Annotated in this window: 17 protein-coding genes and 1 pseudogene; 9 read left to right on the forward strand and 9 right to left on the reverse strand. The window is 66.1% G+C overall.

The window, feature by feature from the left end:
- The first annotated feature begins 155 nt into the window (after positions 1–155).
- Positions 156–1,754: a stealth family protein gene (locus CKW46_RS26830; RefSeq protein ID WP_015357283.1), complete on the forward strand. Its 1,599-nt coding sequence runs from the start codon at positions 156–158 to the stop codon at positions 1,752–1,754.
- Here CKW46_RS26830 and cpdA read toward each other — a convergent pair.
- From cpdA to purL, 3 genes are read right to left on the reverse strand one after another with little or no spacing between them, the layout of a single operon-like run.
- On the reverse strand, positions 1,699–2,655 hold the full coding sequence (cpdA, locus tag CKW46_RS26835; RefSeq protein WP_012396416.1) for a 3',5'-cyclic adenosine monophosphate phosphodiesterase CpdA: 957 nt from the start codon (positions 2,653–2,655) through the stop codon (positions 1,699–1,701). The two genes, CKW46_RS26830 and cpdA, sit on opposite strands and share 56 nt — an antisense overlap.
- Before the next feature lie 51 nt (positions 2,656–2,706).
- Positions 2,707–3,366, reverse strand: coding sequence for an Rv0804 family intramembrane glutamic endopeptidase (locus tag CKW46_RS26840; protein WP_085981879.1), 660 nt, complete (start codon positions 3,364–3,366; stop codon positions 2,707–2,709).
- Positions 3,354–5,651, reverse strand: a complete 2,298-nt coding sequence (purL, locus tag CKW46_RS26845; RefSeq protein ID WP_015357285.1) for a phosphoribosylformylglycinamidine synthase subunit PurL — start codon at positions 5,649–5,651, stop codon at positions 3,354–3,356. Before purL ends, CKW46_RS26840 begins: the two co-directional genes overlap by 13 nt.
- A gap of 97 nt (positions 5,652–5,748) precedes the next feature.
- Here purL and CKW46_RS26850 point away from each other — a divergent pair, with 97 nt between their 5' ends.
- On the forward strand, positions 5,749–6,399 hold the full coding sequence (locus CKW46_RS26850) for an acetyl-/succinyl-CoA transferase (RefSeq protein WP_015357286.1): 651 nt from the start codon (positions 5,749–5,751) through the stop codon (positions 6,397–6,399).
- Positions 6,400–6,416: 17 nt separating this feature from the next.
- Here CKW46_RS26850 and CKW46_RS26855 read toward each other — a convergent pair whose 3' ends face one another.
- On the reverse strand, positions 6,417–6,764 hold the full coding sequence (locus CKW46_RS26855; RefSeq protein ID WP_012396420.1) for a VOC family protein: 348 nt from the start codon (positions 6,762–6,764) through the stop codon (positions 6,417–6,419).
- Positions 6,765–6,788: 24 nt separating this feature from the next.
- Entirely contained in the window at positions 6,789–8,081 is a 1,293-nt protein-coding gene (locus CKW46_RS26860) for a M18 family aminopeptidase (protein WP_020785837.1), read from the reverse strand.
- A gap of 10 nt (positions 8,082–8,091) precedes the next feature.
- On the opposite strand from CKW46_RS26860, the gene CKW46_RS26865 reads away from it, so the two are divergent.
- The 5 genes and pseudogenes from CKW46_RS26865 to CKW46_RS26885 all read left to right on the forward strand — a co-directional run bounded on the left by CKW46_RS26865 (position 8,092) and on the right by CKW46_RS26885 (position 13,042).
- Positions 8,092–9,141: a Dyp-type peroxidase gene (locus CKW46_RS26865; protein WP_051155107.1), complete on the forward strand. Its 1,050-nt coding sequence runs from the start codon at positions 8,092–8,094 to the stop codon at positions 9,139–9,141.
- Complete coding sequence (locus tag CKW46_RS26870; protein WP_012396423.1) at positions 9,138–9,944, forward strand: family 1 encapsulin nanocompartment shell protein; 807 nt, start codon at positions 9,138–9,140, stop codon at positions 9,942–9,944. The genes CKW46_RS26865 and CKW46_RS26870 overlap by 4 nt, the downstream gene beginning before the upstream one ends.
- Before the next feature lie 558 nt (positions 9,945–10,502).
- Positions 10,503–11,987, forward strand: a pseudogene (locus tag CKW46_RS26875) (dihydrolipoyl dehydrogenase family protein).
- A gap of 25 nt (positions 11,988–12,012) precedes the next feature.
- Positions 12,013–12,477 (forward strand): cupin domain-containing protein, encoded by a 465-nt coding sequence (locus CKW46_RS26880; RefSeq protein WP_012396425.1) that lies wholly within the window; start codon positions 12,013–12,015, stop codon positions 12,475–12,477.
- Between the two features lie 100 nt (positions 12,478–12,577).
- Positions 12,578–13,042 (forward strand): YbjN domain-containing protein, encoded by a 465-nt coding sequence (locus CKW46_RS26885; RefSeq protein ID WP_012396426.1) that lies wholly within the window; start codon positions 12,578–12,580, stop codon positions 13,040–13,042.
- Between the two features lie 11 nt (positions 13,043–13,053).
- Here CKW46_RS26885 and purQ read toward each other — a convergent pair whose 3' ends face one another.
- On the reverse strand, positions 13,054–13,728 hold the full coding sequence (gene purQ, locus CKW46_RS26890) for a phosphoribosylformylglycinamidine synthase subunit PurQ (protein WP_482052599.1): 675 nt from the start codon (positions 13,726–13,728) through the stop codon (positions 13,054–13,056).
- Complete coding sequence (purS, locus tag CKW46_RS26895; RefSeq protein ID WP_117437721.1) at positions 13,725–13,964, reverse strand: phosphoribosylformylglycinamidine synthase subunit PurS; 240 nt, start codon at positions 13,962–13,964, stop codon at positions 13,725–13,727. Before purS ends, purQ begins: the two co-directional genes overlap by 4 nt.
- 328 nt (positions 13,965–14,292) lie before the next feature.
- Here purS and CKW46_RS26900 point away from each other — a divergent pair, with 328 nt between their 5' ends.
- Complete coding sequence (locus tag CKW46_RS26900) at positions 14,293–15,360, forward strand: PPE family protein (protein WP_117437708.1); 1,068 nt, start codon at positions 14,293–14,295, stop codon at positions 15,358–15,360.
- Between the two features lie 26 nt (positions 15,361–15,386).
- Here CKW46_RS26900 and CKW46_RS26905 read toward each other — a convergent pair whose 3' ends face one another.
- The gene (locus tag CKW46_RS26905) at positions 15,387–16,115 is read right to left on the reverse strand and encodes an ATPase (protein WP_252872665.1); all 729 of its coding nucleotides are present in this window, start codon (positions 16,113–16,115) and stop codon (positions 15,387–15,389) included.
- Here CKW46_RS26905 and CKW46_RS26910 point away from each other — a divergent pair.
- Positions 16,092–16,730: an MBL fold metallo-hydrolase gene (locus CKW46_RS26910; protein WP_015357294.1), complete on the forward strand. Its 639-nt coding sequence runs from the start codon at positions 16,092–16,094 to the stop codon at positions 16,728–16,730. The two genes, CKW46_RS26905 and CKW46_RS26910, sit on opposite strands and share 24 nt — an antisense overlap.
- 79 nt (positions 16,731–16,809) lie before the next feature.
- Here CKW46_RS26910 and CKW46_RS26915 read toward each other — a convergent pair whose 3' ends face one another.
- Positions 16,810–17,733 (reverse strand): LysR family transcriptional regulator, encoded by a 924-nt coding sequence (locus CKW46_RS26915; RefSeq protein ID WP_482052600.1) that lies wholly within the window; start codon positions 17,731–17,733, stop codon positions 16,810–16,812.
- Positions 17,734–17,746: the final 13 nt, after the last annotated feature.

Raw genomic sequence — 17,746 nt, forward strand, 5'->3', positions numbered from 1 at the left:
GCAAAGTGCTAAATCGTCTGCGGCGCAGTATTTGTCAACGTAGCTAAGGGTACCCGGAGCCCCCCGCTGCCGCCGGGCTCTCTCGCACTGCGGGGGCGCCGGAAGTGTGAGATCCTCGCGGTGCCGAAATCACTCTTACCTAAGGCGGTGTTCCGATGCCCAAGATCCCTTCACGTGACGGCAGTCGGCCCGCCGCGCGCGGCCTGGCTCCCATCATCGTTACCCGGGGCGGCAAGATTGCCCGCCTGGAATCGAGCCTCACCCCCCAAGAGGCACAGATCGAGGACCTCGTCTTCCTGCGAAAGACGTTGAACCGGGCTGGCATTCCCTTCCTGCTGATTCGCAACCACAGCGGCCGCCCGATTCTTGCGGTCGACATACAGTTGCGTCCCGCCCTCGAACGCGCTCTCGCCGCGGCGTGTGCCACCGAACCGATGTACGCCAAAACGATTGATGAGAAAGGAATTTCTCCCGTTTTGCTGGCTAATGGCCACCTTTCCAGGGTGGCCGATCCGCAAATTCTGCGTTTGTATCGCCGGCGGATTGCGCCGGGCGGATTTCGTTATGGCGCAATGTTTGGTGTCGAGATCCAATTCTGGGTCTTCGAGGAAACGCTCATCCGGTGCCCCATAGAAAACTCCCTCACCCGCAAGGTATTGCCGCGCGACGAACTTTCGCCTTCGTCGGTCAAGCTATATGGATACAAATGGCCAACGCTGGATGGGATGTTCACACCTCACGCCAGCGATGTGACGTTCGACATCGATCTGGTGTTTTCCTGGGTGGACGGCAGCGACCCGGAGTTCCGGGCCCGACGCGCCACACAGATGTCGCAGCATGTGGTGGGAGAAGGCGACGACGCCGAGGCGCGGATCCGTCAGATCGACGAGCTGAAATACGCGCTGCGATCGGTAAACATGTTCGCGCCGTGGATCCGTCGCATTTTCATCGCGACGGATTCAACCCCGCCCCCGTGGCTGGCTGAGCACCCGAACGTCACGGTGGTGCGCGCCGAGGACCACTTTTCCGACCGGGCCGCATTGCCGACCTACAACTCGCATGCGGTGGAGAGTCAGCTGCACCATATCCCCGAGCTCAGCGAGCACTTTCTGTATTCCAATGACGACATGTTCTTTGGCCGGCCACTCAAGGCCAGCATGTTCTTCTCCCCTGGCGGCGTCACCCGGTTCATCGAGGCCAATACGAGGATCGGGCTCGGGGCAAACGATCCGGCCCGCAGTGGCTTTGAAAACGCGGCCCGGGTGAACCGCCAGCTGCTGTTCGCCCGATTCGGTCAGATGATCACCCGTCACCTCGAACACACCGCCGTGCCGCTGCGCAAGAGCGTGCTCATCGAGTTGGAGCGGGAGTTTCCGGAGGAATTCGCGCGGACCCAGGCCAGCGCCTTCCGGTCCGGCACCGACATCTCGGTGACGAATTCGCTGTACCACTACTACGCGCTGATGACCGGCAAGGCCGTCCAGCAAGAGAAAGCCAAGGTCCTCTACGTGGACACCACCACCCGCGCCGGGCTCGGCCTACTTCCCGAATTACGCAGGCGCCGCAACTATGACTTCTTCTGCCTCAATGACGGCAGCTTCCCCGAAGTCGGCGGCACCGAGCGGGCGGAGCGCGTGGTCAATTTCCTGGAGCGCTACTTCCCCATCCCCGCGCCATGGGAAAAGGTTGCCGCGGATATCAATCCGCAGGATTTGGCCGAACCGATGGCGTCAGCACCATCGGAGGGTGGCTGAACAGCGAGTCCCGCCGTGACGGCTCGATGAACATCCCGCTTTCGGCAATCTGACGCTTCGCCTGCGCGGGCGAGACGAAGGTGCCCACGGTTTTGCCGGTACCGATGGGAATCACCGAGTGCACCACGGTGTCGGGGTACACGTGCACCAGGTTGCAGGCTTGCGCCGCGTCTCGGCCCCGGGTTCCCCCGACCTCAACGGTGAGATCCTGGGTGTAGCAGGTGGCCGAGGCCACCGAGACCGGGATCCCCACGAAGGTGGCGTTGGTCGAGTAATGCAGGTGGCCGGCCAGAATGGCCCGGACATCGCTGCCCTCGAGCACCCGCCCCAGCCGGGCTTGGTCGCGCAGTTCCACCGTTACGGCCAGGTCCAGGACGCTGGGAATCGGCGGATGATGCAGCGCCAGGATGGTGCCGTGCGGGGCGGGGGTCTTCAGCTCTTCGGCGAGCCATCTCAATTGGGAATCCCGGACCTCGCCGTAGTGATGCCCGGGCACCGAGGTGTCCAGCGTGATGATCCGCAGGCCGTCGATCATGTTTACCCGGTCCAGCGGCGCCATCGACGGGGCCTCGTCCAGCAGGAACGTGCGCAGGGCGGCCCTGTTGTCGTGGTTGCCCATCACCCAGATCAGTTCGGCGTCCAACTCGGCGGCGAAAGGTTCGACCACCGCGCGCAGCTTACGATAGGCCGCCGCTTCACCGGTATCGGCCAAGTCGCCGGTGAAAATCACCGCATCGGGGCTCACCCCCGAGTGCTTGAGCTGTTCAAGGAGTTCAGCCAGCCTGCTGTCGGCGTCTACTGCACCATAGAGAGGGTCATCCCCTCCGACAAGATGGGTGTCGCTGATGTGAAGAAGAACGTAGTCCGGCCGCGGATGCTCCGCGGCCCTAAGTCTGTGCACCTGGGGTGCCAAGCCTCTCGGTCGAGTCGTTTGCTGCGAAAAGCCAGCGTGTCAAGTATAGCGGCGCCGCGGCGTGATTTCGGCACCGTTAATCCAGCGACGCTGGACCGTCAGCGCTGCAACCGCCCCCGCCTCGTTGATTGCCAGGTGCAGCACCATCGGTGCGGCCAGGCTGCCGCTGCGCTCTGCCAGCCACCCGAATAGCCAGCCGGCCAGGCCGGTGACCAGCACCGTAGGCACCGGCGGCGCACCGGTCGCGCGCGCATCGGCGACGTGGGACAGACCGAAGGTGACCGCCTGCTGCAACCGCCCACCGACGTGACCAAAACCTCTGGTGCCCATGGTGGCCAGTGCCGCACGAAACGCCGCCTCCTCGGCCCAGACCGTCCCGAACGGAATCTGCAGCCCGAGCCAGCCCGGCACCGATGCGGGCAGGTCGCGTTCGGACATCGACAGGCGCACCATCGGCACCGGAGTCATCGCCGCGATCGCGGTGGCCACCGGGGCGGCGGCCACCGCGCCCAGTCGCAGCCCGGCCCACAACCGGGGCGGCGTAAGCCCCAGTGGTGCGCGGGTCACCAGCACAAGTAAGCCACCCAAAACGGCCTGCAGCGCCACCCGCCACCGCGCCGGCAGCCGCGGACTGGCCAGGCTCCAGCCGACCAAGCCGGCGGCCAGAGCCAGCGCGCGCAGCCGACTTACCCGAAAAATCTCGGCAACACCGCCTCAGACGTCGCGCGCAGTTCGGCCAGCGAGACCGTGAACAAGCCCTGCACCTCGATGTCATCGGATGCCTGGTCGACAACCCCGATACGCACCGCGGGCAATCCTCGCGCTTCACACATGGCCCGTAGCCGGCTCTCTTCGGTGCGCGGCACCGCCACCAGCACCCGGCCGGCCGATTCGGAAAAGAGCATGACGAACGGGTCGGCGTCGTCGGGAAGCACAATGCGGCAGCCGGTTTCACCCGCCAATGCCGATTCGACGATGGCTTGGGCCAGTCCGCCCTCGGACAGGTCGTGCGCCGCGGAGACCAGCCCGTCCCGCGATGCCGCGCGCAGCACGTCAGCCAGCAGCTTCTCCCGCGCCAGATCGACCGCGGGGGGCGTGCCGCCCAGGTGCTCGCCGGTGACTTGTGCCCAGATCGAGCCGTCCAGCTCGTCTCGGGTATCGCCCAGCAGCATCAGGGTTTCGCTGGGCTCAGCGCCCATCGCGGTGGGGATGCGACGAGTGACATCGTCGATCACGCCGAGCACCCCGACCACCGGGGTGGGCATGATCGCCGTCGACCCGGTTTGGTTATAGAAGCTGACGTTGCCGCCGGTCACCGGAATTCCCAGCGCCACACAACCATCGGCCAAGCCGCGCACTGCCTGGGCAAACTGCCACATCACGCCGGGATCCTCGGGCGAGCCGAAGTTGAGGCAGTTGGTCACCGCCACCGGGGTCGCGCCGGTCGCGGCGACGTTGCGGTAGGCCTCGGCCAGTGCCAGCTGGGCACCCGTGTAGGGGTCAAGCAGGGTGTAGCGCCCCGACGCATCGGTCGACAACGCGATACCGCGACCGGTGGCCTCGTCGATACGCAGCACGCCGCCGTCCGCATGTTCGGCGAGCACCGTGTTGCCGCGCACGTAGCGGTCGTACTGCTCGGTGATGAACGCGCGACTGCACAGGTGCGGACTGCCAAGCAGCGCAAGCAAAGTCGCGCGCAGCTCGTCGCCGGTAGCCGGGCGGGGCAGGCTCTTCGACGAATCGGCGTTGAGCGCATCCTGGGTGTCGGGGCGGGCGACCGGACGCTGGTACACCGGGCCCTCGTGGGCCACCGTGCGCGGTGGCACGTCCACGACCGTCTCCCCGTGCCAGGTGATGCGCAACCGGTCGCCCTCGGTGACCTCGCCGATAACCGTGGCCAGCACGTCCCACTTGCGGCACACCGCCATGAACGCATCCACGTTTTCCGGCGACACCACCGCGCACATCCGTTCCTGCGACTCGCTGCAGAGCACCTCGGCGGGCGTCATTTCCTTGGCGCGCAGCGGGACGGCTTCCAGGTTGATCGCCATGCCGCCATCCCCGGCGGAGGCCAACTCCGATGTGGCGCACGACAACCCTGCGCCGCCGAGGTCCTGGATGCCGATCACCAGTCCGCCCGAGTAGAGCTCGAGACAGCACTCGATGAGCACCTTTTCCATGAACGGGTCGCCCACCTGGACCGACGGCAACTTCTTGCGCGCGCCCTCGCCCTCGCCATCGGAGCTGAAGGTGTCCGAGGCCAGCACCGACACCCCACCGATGCCGTCCAGGCCGGTCCGCGCGCCGAACAGGATGATCTTGTTTCCGGCGCCGGAGGCGAACGCCAAGTGCAAGTCCTCTTGACGCAAGACGCCCACGCACAGCGCATTGACCAAGGGGTTACCGGCATAGCACGCGTCGAAGACCGTCTCGCCGCCGATGTTCGGCAACCCCAGCGAGTTGCCGTAACCGCCGACACCGCGGACCACACCGTCGAGCACCCGGCGAGTGTCGGGGGCATCGGCGGCGCCGAAGCGCAGTTGGTCCATCACCGCGATCGGCCGCGCACCCATCGCCATGATGTCGCGGACGATGCCGCCGACACCCGTGGCCGCACCCTGGTAGGGCTCGACGTAGGAGGGGTGGTTGTGCGATTCCACCTTGAACGTGACGGCCCACCCGTCACCGATGTCGACGACGCCGGCGTTCTCGCCGATTCCGGCCAGCATCCCGGCGCGCATTTCATCGGTGGTGGTCTCGCCGAAATAGCGCAAATGGACTTTGGAGGACTTGTAGGAGCAGTGCTCGCTCCACATCACCGAGTACATGGCGAGCTCGGTGTCGGTGGGCCGACGGCCCAGGATGTCACGAATCCGCTGATACTCGTCGTCTTTGAGGCCCAGCTCGTGAAACGGTTGCGGCTGGTCGGGGGTGGTGGCGGCATGTGCGACTGTGTCAGTCTGGTGGCTGCGAGCGCTCGTCACGCAGACAGTCTAGAGTCCCGGGCCGCATCGCTCCCGCCGGAGACCCGCGGCAAGAAAACCGGCTGACAGCGGTCGGCCCGGTCAATATAATGGGGCGATGTCTCGTCACTGGCCGCTGTTCGATCTGCGGATCACTACCTCGCGCCTACAGCTGCGACTGCCCACCGAAGAGCTGTGCGACCAGCTGATCGACACAATTCTGGACGGCGTGCACGAGCCGGACCGGATGCCGTTTTCCGTCCCCTGGACCCGAGCCCCTCGGGCGGAGCTGCCGTACAACACCTTGTCCTTCCTGTGGCGGGAGCTGGCGGGATTCAGCCGCGATGACTGGGCCCTGCCACTGGCCGTCGTGGTCGAGGGTCGGGCCGTCGGTGTGCAGGGCTTGCGCGCCAGCAACTTCCCGATCGCCGGCGAAGTCGAATCCGGATCCTGGCTGGGACTGCGGTACCAAGGCAACGGCCTTGGCACCGAGATGCGGGCGGCAGCATTGCATTTCGTGTTCTGTGAGCTTGGAGCCCAGGCCGCTACCTCGGCAGCGTTCCCCGACAATCCGGCCTCGATCGCGATATCCCGACGTCAGGGCTACCGGGAAAACGGCGTCGACCGAGTGGCGCGAGAGGGCGCCGCGGCACAGCAGGTGCGCTTCCGGTTGACTCGTGACGACTGGCTGCGCCAGCGCAACGTCGAGGTTCGGGTTGAGGGGTTTGACCGCTGTCGTGAGCTGTTCGGCGTTTCGCGCGCGGCCTGACCGTCGATGGCGGTGCGCTACTGGCCGACGACGCAGAAGACGTTGCCCTCGGGATCGGCCATCACCACCCACCGGAAGTTCTCCCCGAATTGGTGCCGCTGTACCTCGGTCGCTCCGGCGGCCGCCAGCCGTGACACTTCACCGTCCACGTCGGCGGCCGAAAAGTCCAGGTGCACCCGGTTTTTTCCGGGTGTTGGATCGGGCACCTTCTGAAATCCGAGCCGCGGCCCCGCCGGACGCGTCACCGCGATGAACTCGCCGGGCAGCAATTCGTGCGCCGTCCCGCCGAAGTGCTCGGCCCACCAGCCGGCCAGCCGGGCGGGATCACTGCAGTCGAAGGTGACCATCTCGACACTGAGCGTCATGCCAACCGAGTCTATTGCCGCCCACTATTCGGGCGCGTAGAACGCCCGTAGCGCTGCCGAATACGCCGCCACGTCGGCGGCGCCCATCAGCTCGCGCGCGGAGTGCATCGCCAGCTGCGCGGCACCCACGTCCACGGTGGGGATACCGGTGCGGGCCGAGGTCATCGGCCCGATCGTCGACCCGCACGGCAGGTCGGCCCGATGCTCGTAACGTTGCAGATTCACACCGGCCTGCTGACAGGCCAGCGCAAAGGCCGCGGCTGTCCGCCCCTCGGTGGCGTAGCGCAGATTGGGGTGCACCTTGAGCACCGGCCCCGCGTTGACCGCGATCTGGTGGCTGGGCTCATGGCGCTCGGGGTAGTTGGGATGAGTGGCATGCGCCATGTCCGCGGACGCCAGCAGTGAAGCCGGTAACAGCCGCAACAGGTCTTCCCGGACCCCGCCACCGGCCAGCACGATCCTTTCCAGCACCGTGTTCAGCAGGTTGGACTGCGCGCCGTGGTCCGAGGTCGAGCCGACCTCCTCGTGGTCGAAGATCGCCAGCACGGGCAGCACCTGGTCCGATTCGGCGGCCAGTAGCGCTTCTAGTCCCGCATAGCAACTGGCCTGGTTGTCCAGCCGCGGCGCGCTGAGCAGGTCGGCGTTGGCGCCGATGACCGCGGCCGGGGTCAGGTCATGGGTCATCAGATCGGCCGCCAGCACATCACCCTCCGCCAGGCCGGCGCGCTGGGCGACGTAGCCGAGAAAGGAACCCCGCTGCGCACCGACGCCCCATACCGCGTTGACGTGCCGCTGGGGATCCAGCGTGAGCGACTTGCGATCCTCGGCCAGGTGGATGGCCAGCTGGGGTACCCGCAGGATCGGCTCATCGATCCGGACCAGCCGGTGACTGATGCCGCCGCGAACACCGGGCGCGCGCACCGAGAGCCGCCCGCTGACGCCCAGGTCGCGGTCCAGCCAGGAGTTCAGCCACGCTCCCCCGTACGGTTCGAGCGCCACCACCTGCCAGCCGGCGACCAGCCGATCCGGGTGCTGTTTGACCCGCAGGTTCGGGCTGTCCGAGTGCGCCCCGACAATCCGAAACGGTGCCTGCGCGGTCCCGACGCCGCCGCTGTCCCAGGCGACCAGCGAACCGGCTCGAACGGTGAAGTAGCGGCCCGGTTGCTGCGGCCAGCGGTCTATCTCACTCAGTTCGGTGTACCCGGCATTGAGCAGACGCCGGGCCACCGTGGCGCACAGATGAAACGGGGAGGGCGACGCGTCGATGAACTCGCCGAGGCCTCGAGCGGTGGCTGAAGTTGTGGGCGCATCGGACATGCTCAACATCATGGCTGTTGGGGACTGCGGGATTCACGCTAGGGTCGGCAGGGTGCCTTCGGTTCAGCCGCAACCCATCCTCGCGCCCCTGACGCCAGCCGCAATCTTTTTGGTGGCCACCATCGACGCCGGCGGCGAGCAGACCGTGCATGACGCGCTGACCGAGATATCCGGATTGGTGCGGGCCATCGGATTCCGCGACCCCACCAAGCACCTGTCGGTGGTGGCCTCGATCGGCGCCGACGCGTGGGATCGGTTGTTCTCCGGCCCAAAGCCGGCCGAACTGCATCCGTTCGTCCCGTTGACGGGACCACGCCACAACGCGCCGGCCACACCGGGGGACCTGCTGTTGCACATCCGGGCCGAAACCATGGACGTGTGCTTCGAGCTGGCCGGCCGAATCCTCAAGGCGATGGCCCCAGCGGTCACCGTCGTCGACGAGGTGCACGGCTTCCGCTTTTTCGACAATCGCGATCTGCTGGGCTTCGTCGACGGCACCGAAAACCCCGGTGGCGCAATCGCGATCGGCGCGACCACCGTCGGCGACGAGGATCCCGACTTTGCCGGCTCCTGCTATGTGCACGTGCAGAAATATGTGCATGACATGGGGTCATGGGACTCGCTGTCGGTCACCGAGCAGGAGCGGGTGATCGGCCGGACCAAGCTGGAAGACATCGAACTCGACGAGAGCACCAAGCCGGCCAACTCGCACATCGCGCTCAACGTCATCACCGACGAGGATGGAGTCGAACTGAAGATCGTTCGACACAACATGCCGTTCGGTGAGGTCGGCAAGGGCGAATACGGCACCTATTTCATCGGGTATTCGCGCACTCCCACCGTCACCGAACGGCTGCTGCGCAACATGTTTCTCGGCGATCCGCCCGGAAATACCGATCGCGTGCTCGACTTTTCCACGGCGACAACCGGCGGGTTGTTCTTCTCGCCGACCATCGACTTCCTCGACGATCCACCGCCCTTGCCGCTGGCACCGGCGGCCGTCCCAACCGCGGACGACGGCTCACTCTCGATCGGCAGCCTGAAAGGAACCTCCGAATGAACAACCTCTACCGCGATCTGGCACCGGTCACCGAAGCCGCTTGGGCCGAAATCGAATTGGAGGCCACCCGGACATTCAAGCGCCACATCGCGGGCCGTCGGGTGGTCGACGTGAGCGACCCCGGAGGTCCGGTCACCGCGGCAGTGAGCACGGGCCGGCTGATCGATGTGAAGGCTCCTACCGACGGGGTCATCGCCCACCTGCGGGCGAGCAAGCCCCTGGTGCGCCTGCGGGTCCCATTCACCTTGTCACGCAACGAGATCGATGATGTCGAACGCGGTTCCCAGGACTCGGATTGGGACCCGGTCAAGGCGGCCGCCAAGCAGCTGGCGTTCGTGGAGGACCGCACCATCTTCGAGGGTTACGGCGCCGCATCGATCGAGGGCATCCGCAGCTCCAGCTCCAACCCGCCGCTCACGCTGCCCGAGGACCCGCGCGAAATCCCGGACGTCATCACCCAGGCACTGTCGGAACTGCGGCTGGCCGGCGTCGACGGACCCTACTCGGTGCTGCTGGCCGCCGACGTCTACACCAAGGTCAGCGAGACCACCGAGCACGGCTATCCCATTCGTGAGCATCTGAACCGGCTGGTCGACGGTGACATCATCTGGGCGCCGGCCATCGACGGTGCGTTCGTGCTGACCACTCGCGGCGGGGACTTCGACCTGCAGTTGGGCACCGATGTCGCGATCGGGTACACCAGCCACGACGCCGACACCGTGCAGTTGTACCTGCAGGAGACGCTGACCTTCCTGTGCTACACCGCCGAAGCCTCGGTCGCGCTGAGTCCGCACTCGGGATAGCCGACGGACCGACGGCGGACCACGGGAGCGCCGTCGCCTGGGGTTTCCCAGCCAACTTGCAGCCGGCGAACAGCGCCAGCTGCGACTGACTGACTATCACTGGATACAACCGCGCGGCCCGAAAACCTCCGTGGCCGGGCGCCACACCCACTACGGCCCGCCACCGATCGAGCAAGACGCTGGAAGGTAGCCAAACAGTCGTGCACCACCAACGAGAGGTACGAAGCTGACGTGCTAGGCCCGGACCAAATACCTTCGGAGAAATGGGACTTGCCGCCGACCGTCACACCCAGCGGCGAGCGCTTCGGCCCGAGACGCCGCCCGCGGCCCGGTCGTATGGACCCCGCGGGCTGGCACCCCGGCATGTCCTACGGCCGCCAGGCGTGGGATCAGTACCGGCTGGAGTCCCACCGCACCAGGGCATTGGTGGGAGCGGGCCAGTAGCAACGCGGCTGAGTCGTCGAGAAGAACAGGACGAACTCAGCCCACACTCGCCGGTAGCGCACCAGCGTGCGGGGCGTAGCGTCGCAGAGAGAGTCGACGGAAGGATCTGCGGCCGTGACCGAAGACGAACGCGCCCGGATACCGGCCGGCGAACCCGATCTTTCGTTCGACGTGATAGTGCTCGGGGCCGGACCAGCCGGGCAGAATGCCGCTGACCGCTGCCAGGCTGCGGGGCTGCACGTTGCGGTGATCGAGCGTGACCTCGTCGGCGGTGAATGCTCGTACTGGGCATGTGTACCGAGTAAGGCGCTGCTACGTCCGGTGATCGCCGTTGCCGATGCCCGCCTGGTGGACGGTGCGCGCGAGGCAATCAGCGGCTCAATCAGCGCCGCAGCAGTTTTCGATCGCCGGGACCGGTACGTGAGCAACTGAGATGACGGCGGCCAGGCCGACTGGGTCAGTGGTATCGGCGCGACGCTGATCCGCGGCCATGGGCGGCTGGCGGGTCCGCGTCGAGTCAGTGTGTCCGATCACGACGGCCAGACGCTGATGATCGCGGCGCGGCATGCGGTTGTCGTCTGCACCGGAAGTCGCCCCACCTTGCTCGACCTGCCTGGCATCACCGAGGCCTGGCCGTGGACCAATCGCCAAGCCACCGAGGCCAGTTCGGCGCCCCGCCGGCTCGCGATCGTCGGCGCGGGCGGTGTGGGTGTCGAAATGGCGACCGCCTGGCAAGGATTGGGGTCGTCAGTGACCCTGCTGGCGCGATCCCGATTGCTGAGCCGGATGGAACCGTTTGTCGGCGACTTCGTCGGCCGCGGTCTCACCCGCGCGGGCGTCGATGTGCGCGTGGGGATCTCAGTGCGCGCGCTGCACCGGCCGCATCCCGATGCACCGGTTACCCTCGAACTCGATGACGATACGCGGCTCGAGGTCGACGAGGTGTTGTTCGCTACCGGCCGCGCACCACGCACCGACGACATCGGCCTGCAGACGGTCGGGCTGGCGCCGGGCAACTGGCTCGATGTCGACGACACCTGCCGCGTGAACGCCGTCGATGGCGGTTGACTTTATGCGGCAGGCGATGTCAATCACCGCGCACTGCTCACCCATCAGGGCAAGTACCAAGCCCGCATCGCCGGTAGCGCTATCGGTGCCCGCGCCGCCGGAGACTCGCTGGACACCGCACCGTGGGGTGCGCATGCGACCACCGCCGATCATCACGCGGTGCCACAGGCTTTCTTCACCGACCCCGAAGCCGCCGCGGTGGGGCTGACGGCCGAGCAGGCGGCGCGGGCCGGTCATCGGATCAAGACGATCGACGTCGAAATCGGCGATGTCGTCACCGGGGCCAAGCTCTTCGCCGACGGCTACGCCGGCCGGGCCCGCATGGTCGTCGACGTCGACCGAGGTTGCCTCCTCGGTGTCACCATCGTCGGCCCGGGCGCCGCGGAGTTGCTGCACGCGGCCACCATCGCCATCGCCGGCCAAGTGCCCATCGACCGGCTGTGGCACGCCGTACCATGCTTTCCAACGATCAGCGAACTGTGGCTGCGACTTCTCGAGGCCTACCGCGATTCGTTTTTCGTCCTTGTCTAGCACTCACCCAACAATCGGAGCAGCCATGGCAACCTCGGACGGATTCCATCCCGACTTCCCAGCCGAAACAGCCGCCCCGGACCGCCGTCGCGCGCAGGTACACCACATCAAGGCCTCCGAAATCAGTTCCGATACCGCGCAGTCGGAGGGATTGCGCCGGTTTGCCGCGCTTAGCGGAAGGTCGGTGGGCGCGGAGAAGATCTGGATGGGCGAGACGCATGTCCTGCCCCGGACGGTCTCGGCCAACCATCACCACGGCGACTCCGAAACCGCAATCTATGTGCGAAGCGGACGCCCGGAGTTTGTGTTTCACGACGGCGAGCAAGAGGTGCGTATCGCCACCGAACCCGGCGACTACATCTTCGTTCCGCCCTATCTGCCGCACCGGGAAGAAAATCCCGACCCGACCATGCCCGCCGAAGTGGTCATCGCGCGCAGCACCCAGGAGGCGATCGTGGTCAACCTGCCGGGGCTGTATCCGCTCTCGTAACCGACAAGCAGCAGCCACTCAGGAAATTCTCAACTGATTCTTTGGATCCGCTTTCCCTGGCTCCAAGGATCTGCATAGCCGCAGCGCGGAGCATGGATTCATGACCGAGCCACTGTGCGCAACCCTGATCGAACGCTACTTGTGCACCCGTGGAAGGCGGTATTTCCGCGGCCAGCACGACGGCGAGTTCTTCTTCGTCACCGACGCCCATCCCCAGCGGCTGCACGTCCACCTGGAGATCTCACCGGCGCATCCGGAAGTGTTCGCGATTCGGGTCGCTCCCGCATGCTTTTTCCCCGCGGGCGACCGTGCGCTGCTGGCGCGGTTCGCCGACCGCTGGAACACCCAGCGTCGCGGAGTCACCGCGATAGTGCACAACTCGTCTGACCCACAGCGCATCGGCGTCACCGCCTACAAGTCCCAATGGATCGCCGGTCCGGTGGACTTCAGCGAATTCGCCGTATTCGTGGACCGCGCCATCGGCGCATCGATCGAGCTGTTTGGCGAGTTGAACCGGGTCGCCGAGCTGCCGCAGACGCCGCCGCTGATGCGCGACGCCGGCTGATCCGGCCGACCTCAGGCGGCCAGCACCGCGTCTAGCGCCGAATAGAACAGCCCGAGCCCGTCATCGGAGGGGCCGCTCAGCGCCTCTATCGCGTGTTCGGGGTGGGGCATGAGCCCGACCACCCGGCCATTGGCGGAGCTGATCCCGGCGATGTCACGCAGCGAGCCGTTGACATTGTCGTGGTAGCGGAACACCACCCGGTCTTCGGCTTCCAGCTCGTCGAGCACCTGTTCTGAGGCCACATAGCGGCCCTCCCCGGACTTGAGCGGCACCAACAAGTCCGCGGCCGGTTCGAAACGCGATGTCCAGGCGGTCGACGTCGACGCCACCCGTAGCCATGCGTCGCGGCAGACGAAGTGCAGCCCCACATTGCGGGTCAGCGCGCCGGGCAGCAGGCCGGCCTCGCACAACACCTGGAAACCATTGCATATCCCCAGGACCGGCATGCCTCGCCGCGCGGCGCTCACCACTTCGCCCATCACCGGGGCAAACCTGGCGATCGCACCCGCCCGCAGGTAGTCGCCGTAGGAGAAGCCGCCGGGCACCACCAAGGCCTCGACGCCTTTCAGATCCGCGTCGGCATGCCAGAGATTCACCGCCTCGGCGCCCACCAGCCGGATCGCGCGGGCGGCGTCCACGTCGTCGAGCGTTCCGGGAAATGTGATGACCCCGATCCGAGCTGTCACTGCAGGTCCCGGCTTATCGTCCAATCCTCGATCACCGTGTTCGCCAACAGCGATTCCGCGATTTCAGCCAGCGTGGCATCGTCCACGCTGTCGTCGATCTCTAGCTCAAATCTCTTGCCCTGGCGGACATCCGAGATTCCGGGATGCCCGAGACGCCCCAGGGCGCCGACGATTGCCTGGCCCTGCGGGTCCAGAATCTCCGCTTTGGGCATCACATTGACGACCACCCGGGCCACCGGCATTCCTCCTCAGCTCCGATTGCTCGGCGCCAACTCTACCGGCGATGGCCTCCGGGGCGCGTCACGGGCGCGAGTCCGCTGCTGCCGGCCCGTGAGAACAACCGACCGAAGACGCGCTGTTCGCCGATCCGGTGACGGCATACCCATCGAGATCGGTGTGCGATCGCACCGGAGCCAACCGACGGTTTCGCTGCGTTGTGTCGCTTCGCCGGCGCCGGTTCACCGACGCGACGCCCGCACCCCGATGCCGGCAACCAGCTAACCCCGTTTGTTCACCAAGCGTCCGTACTGTGGCGGCGACTTGTCGGATTTCGGGAGGACTTTTATGACGGCGTCTGTTTGGATGGCCTCGCCGCCGGAAGTGCATTCGGCTTTGCTGAGCGCGGGCCCGGGCCCGGGCCCACTGCACGAGGCCGCCGCGGCATGGACGGCGCTGGCCGCCGAACACGCCTCGGCCGCAGAGGAACTCACCACCATGCTGGGTGAGTCGGCCGTGGCGTGGGAGGGGCCGAGCGCGCAGAGTTATGTCGATGCCCATGTCCCGTATCTGACGTGGTTGACCAAGACCAGCGCCGACTACGCGGTGACGGCGGCCGAGCACGAGGCGGCGGCGGGGGCCTACGCCAGTGCGCTGGCAGCAATGCCGACACTGGCGGAGTTGACCGCCAACCGCACCACCCATGCGGCGCTCGTCGCGACCAATTTTTTTGGACTCAACACCATCCCCATCACGCTCAACGAAGTCGACTACGCGCGGATGTGGATCCAAGCGGCCACCACCATGAGCGCCTATCAGGCGGTCTCAGGCACGACGCTGGCCTCGATGCCCCACACCACACCGGCCCCGCTCATACTCAAGGCCGAAATCAGCACGCCCGCCACCGCCCAGAAAATCGACATCATCGATTTAATCATGTGGCTGATCATGAATATTCTGTACTATTCGATCATCTTGGGCGTGTATTTATATGTAATCGTCCATTTGTCGATGATCATTCTGCTGGTGTTCTGGCACACATTTCTCATGGTGTATTTGTACGAAATTGCCTTGGCGGTGGGCGTCCTGGCGGCACCGGCCTTGGCCCTGGCCGGCCCAACGCTGCTGCTCATCGCAACGGCATGCGCGTTGTCCGGGACTTTGCGCGGGTTATCGGACGCGTTCAATATCGATATTGGCCCGAACCTCCCGTTTTTTCTGAGCTTGTACGCACCGCCCGCCGAGGCTGAATCTGAAATTGCGGGCGCTAAACCTGTTGCCGCGCCTTCCGCAATAGCGTCGGCGATAGCGCCCGAAGCGGAGCTGGTGTCGCCTGCGGCTTCTGTTTCCGCAAGGGCGGCCGCCTTGGCGGCGGCACGTGCACAGCATGTGGAAGCACTTGGCATGACCGCCTAGATCCCCGGTGGAACGGCGCGGTCAGCTCAGCTGCACGAGGCGATATAGGCCTCACACAGCGGCGCAACCATGGCGTCCAGGACGGTGGAATCGTTGATCACCGGCCATTCCACCTGCGCCGGTCCGGAAGTCCACAGCGTGAGCTCGCTGATGGTGCTACTCGCCGGGTGCGCAACCAGGTAGGTGTGCATGATGACCGGACCGCTGATCACCGCGGACATCCGGGTGGGTTCGTCGTCGGTCACCGACGGGGATTGCTTGGGCGCCCCCAGCTGACACGCGCGCAGCGCGGTGACCGCGGCGCCGAAGACGGTCGCGGCGATGGCTCCACCGCGGGCCGTGTCGCCCCGCCAGTGCAGTATTTGGGCCTGCAATTGCCACTGACCGTCCGGGTGAGTCACCGACGCGCGGCCCGCAACGGCCGATTTGCGGATGCCGTCCGGAAAGGCCGGTGTGGCACAGATTTCCTCGAACCGGAACCGGGGTGTCGTCCTGGTCAGGGCGGTCGCGACCGCGCCCAGCGCGGGCCAGCGATAGACCGCGTTCATGGGCACGGCGCGTCGCTGGATCCACGCGGCACCGGGAATCTGGTCGCAGACCGGTGGGCAGGTTTCGGGCTCCGCCACTGCCGGCGTGGCCACCCCTACCGTGATCACCAAGCTGCCGGCGACCAGCATTGTCGCCAGCAACAGTCGCATCGGCAGGGCTGCCATCAGGGCACAATCGTAGACATGCAACTGACGCATTTTGGGCATTCCTGTCTTCTCGCGGATTTCGGTCAAACCCGAGTGCTGTTTGATCCCGGGACCTTTGCGCACGGGTTCGAGGGGATCACTGGCCTGGCGGCGATCCTGATCACCCACCAGCACCCTGATCACGTCGACGTGAGCCGGCTGCCCGCGCTGCTAGCGGCCAACCCCGATGCCGCCCTGTATGCCGACGCGCAGACCGCAGCCGTACTTGGCACCGAATGCCGGGAGGTCCACGTCGGCGACGAACTGGCGGTCGGTGAGCTGACGATCCGGGCCGTCGGCGGACGTCACGCGGTGATTCATCCGGAAATCCCAGTCATAGAAAATATTTCGTACCTGGTCGGCGACGGCGATCATCGCGCCAGGCTGATGCATCCCGGCAACGCCCTGTTCGTCCCGGACGAACCGGTGGACGTCTTGGCCACGCCGGCGGCCGCCCCGTGGATGAAGATCTCCGAGGCCGTCGACTACCTGCGATCGGTCGCGCCGGCCCGCGCCGTACCCATCCATCAGGGGATCATCGCCACCGAGGCACGTGGCATTTATTACGGCCGGCTCGCCGAGATGACCGATACCGACTTTCAGGTGTTGCCCGAAGAAAGCGCGGTCACCTTCTAACCTCGAGACACCTTGCAGCCATATCATTTTCGACTTCACCCAAGGTCTTTCGGGTCAAGATGTGCGACCCAAGCCCAGATCAGGCCAGTGCCCCCACCGCCGGTCCGTGCGTCCGCACCGCCTGTTGATGGATGAGTTCGAGTACGCGGCCGGCGACCACATTGTTACGTGCGCGGTGGTGCCGGCGAACCACGATGGTGCGCCGCGGCGTCGGTTCGGAGATGGCGACGGTGCGTACCCCGGCAGGTAGGTCGATGAGGGCAAGCCTGGGTACCACGGTGAGACCGACACCTGCGGCAACGAATCGCACCGCGGTCACGTAGTCGTGTGTTTCGACACGAAAGCACGGCGTGAATCCCGCGGCAGTGCAGGCACGCAGGAGATTCTCCCGGCAGTTGCCGCGCGCAACGTCGTTGTCGATCCACGGTTCGCCTGCGAGCTCACGCAGGGTCACCGAATCCCGTTCAGCGAGAGAGTCTCCGGCGCCGACCACGACCACGTAATCCTCGGTGACCAGGGCAGCGATGTCGTAGTTCGATAGCTCGGTGCCGGGCATGCCGGCGACATTGATCTCGACGTCGGGCGCCGCGTCGTCGGCGTCGGCGAGTTCGACCAACCGTAGATCCAGCCGGACAGCGGGATATTCCGAGCTGATGGTCGCGATGACCGCCGGCATCCAGGCCGCCCCCGCCGACGCGAAGTAGCTCACCCGCAGGGTGCCGGCGCGGCCATGTCGAAGATCAGCGACCAGACCGTCGAGACGCGACAGCCCGTCGAAGACCGCCGCCGACTCCGCCGCGAGGGTTGCGCCTGCATCCGTGGGGGCGATTCCACGCCCGACCTTCTCCACCAGGGTGAGTCCGATCTCACGTTGCAGCACAGCGATGTGCTGACTCACCGCGGACGGTGTGCACCCCAGCGCGGCGGCAGCACCACCGATCGATCCCTCCGCGACGACGGCACGCAGGATGCGCAGGATGCGCAGGCGATGAGGATCGATCACGCGCAACGCCTAT

It is taken from the genome of Mycobacterium liflandii, assembly GCF_022354805.1.
Taxonomy (GTDB): Bacteria; Actinomycetota; Actinomycetes; order Mycobacteriales; family Mycobacteriaceae; genus Mycobacterium; species Mycobacterium marinum.

Excerpts from the sequence above, each read along its gene's own strand:
- CKW46_RS26850 (WP_015357286.1), top strand. The coding sequence starts at position 5,749 with ATGTCTCGTCACTGGCCGCTGTTCGATCTGCGGATCACTACCTCGCGC.
- CKW46_RS26855 (WP_012396420.1), bottom strand. The coding sequence starts at position 6,764 with ATGACGCTCAGTGTCGAGATGGTCACCTTCGACTGCAGTGATCCCGCC.
- CKW46_RS26830 (WP_015357283.1), top strand. The coding sequence starts at position 156 with ATGCCCAAGATCCCTTCACGTGACGGCAGTCGGCCCGCCGCGCGCGGC.
- CKW46_RS26905 (WP_252872665.1), bottom strand. The coding sequence starts at position 16,115 with ATGCCCAAAATGCGTCAGTTGCATGTCTACGATTGTGCCCTGATGGCA.
- CKW46_RS26880 (WP_012396425.1), top strand. The coding sequence starts at position 12,013 with ATGGCAACCTCGGACGGATTCCATCCCGACTTCCCAGCCGAAACAGCC.
- CKW46_RS26870 (WP_012396423.1), top strand. The coding sequence starts at position 9,138 with ATGAACAACCTCTACCGCGATCTGGCACCGGTCACCGAAGCCGCTTGG.
- CKW46_RS26885 (WP_012396426.1), top strand. The coding sequence starts at position 12,578 with ATGACCGAGCCACTGTGCGCAACCCTGATCGAACGCTACTTGTGCACC.
- CKW46_RS26865 (WP_051155107.1), top strand. The coding sequence starts at position 8,092 with ATGGCTGTTGGGGACTGCGGGATTCACGCTAGGGTCGGCAGGGTGCCT.
- CKW46_RS26900 (WP_117437708.1), top strand. The coding sequence starts at position 14,293 with ATGACGGCGTCTGTTTGGATGGCCTCGCCGCCGGAAGTGCATTCGGCT.
- CKW46_RS26860 (WP_020785837.1), bottom strand. The coding sequence starts at position 8,081 with ATGTCCGATGCGCCCACAACTTCAGCCACCGCTCGAGGCCTCGGCGAG.
- CKW46_RS26910 (WP_015357294.1), top strand. The coding sequence starts at position 16,092 with ATGCAACTGACGCATTTTGGGCATTCCTGTCTTCTCGCGGATTTCGGT.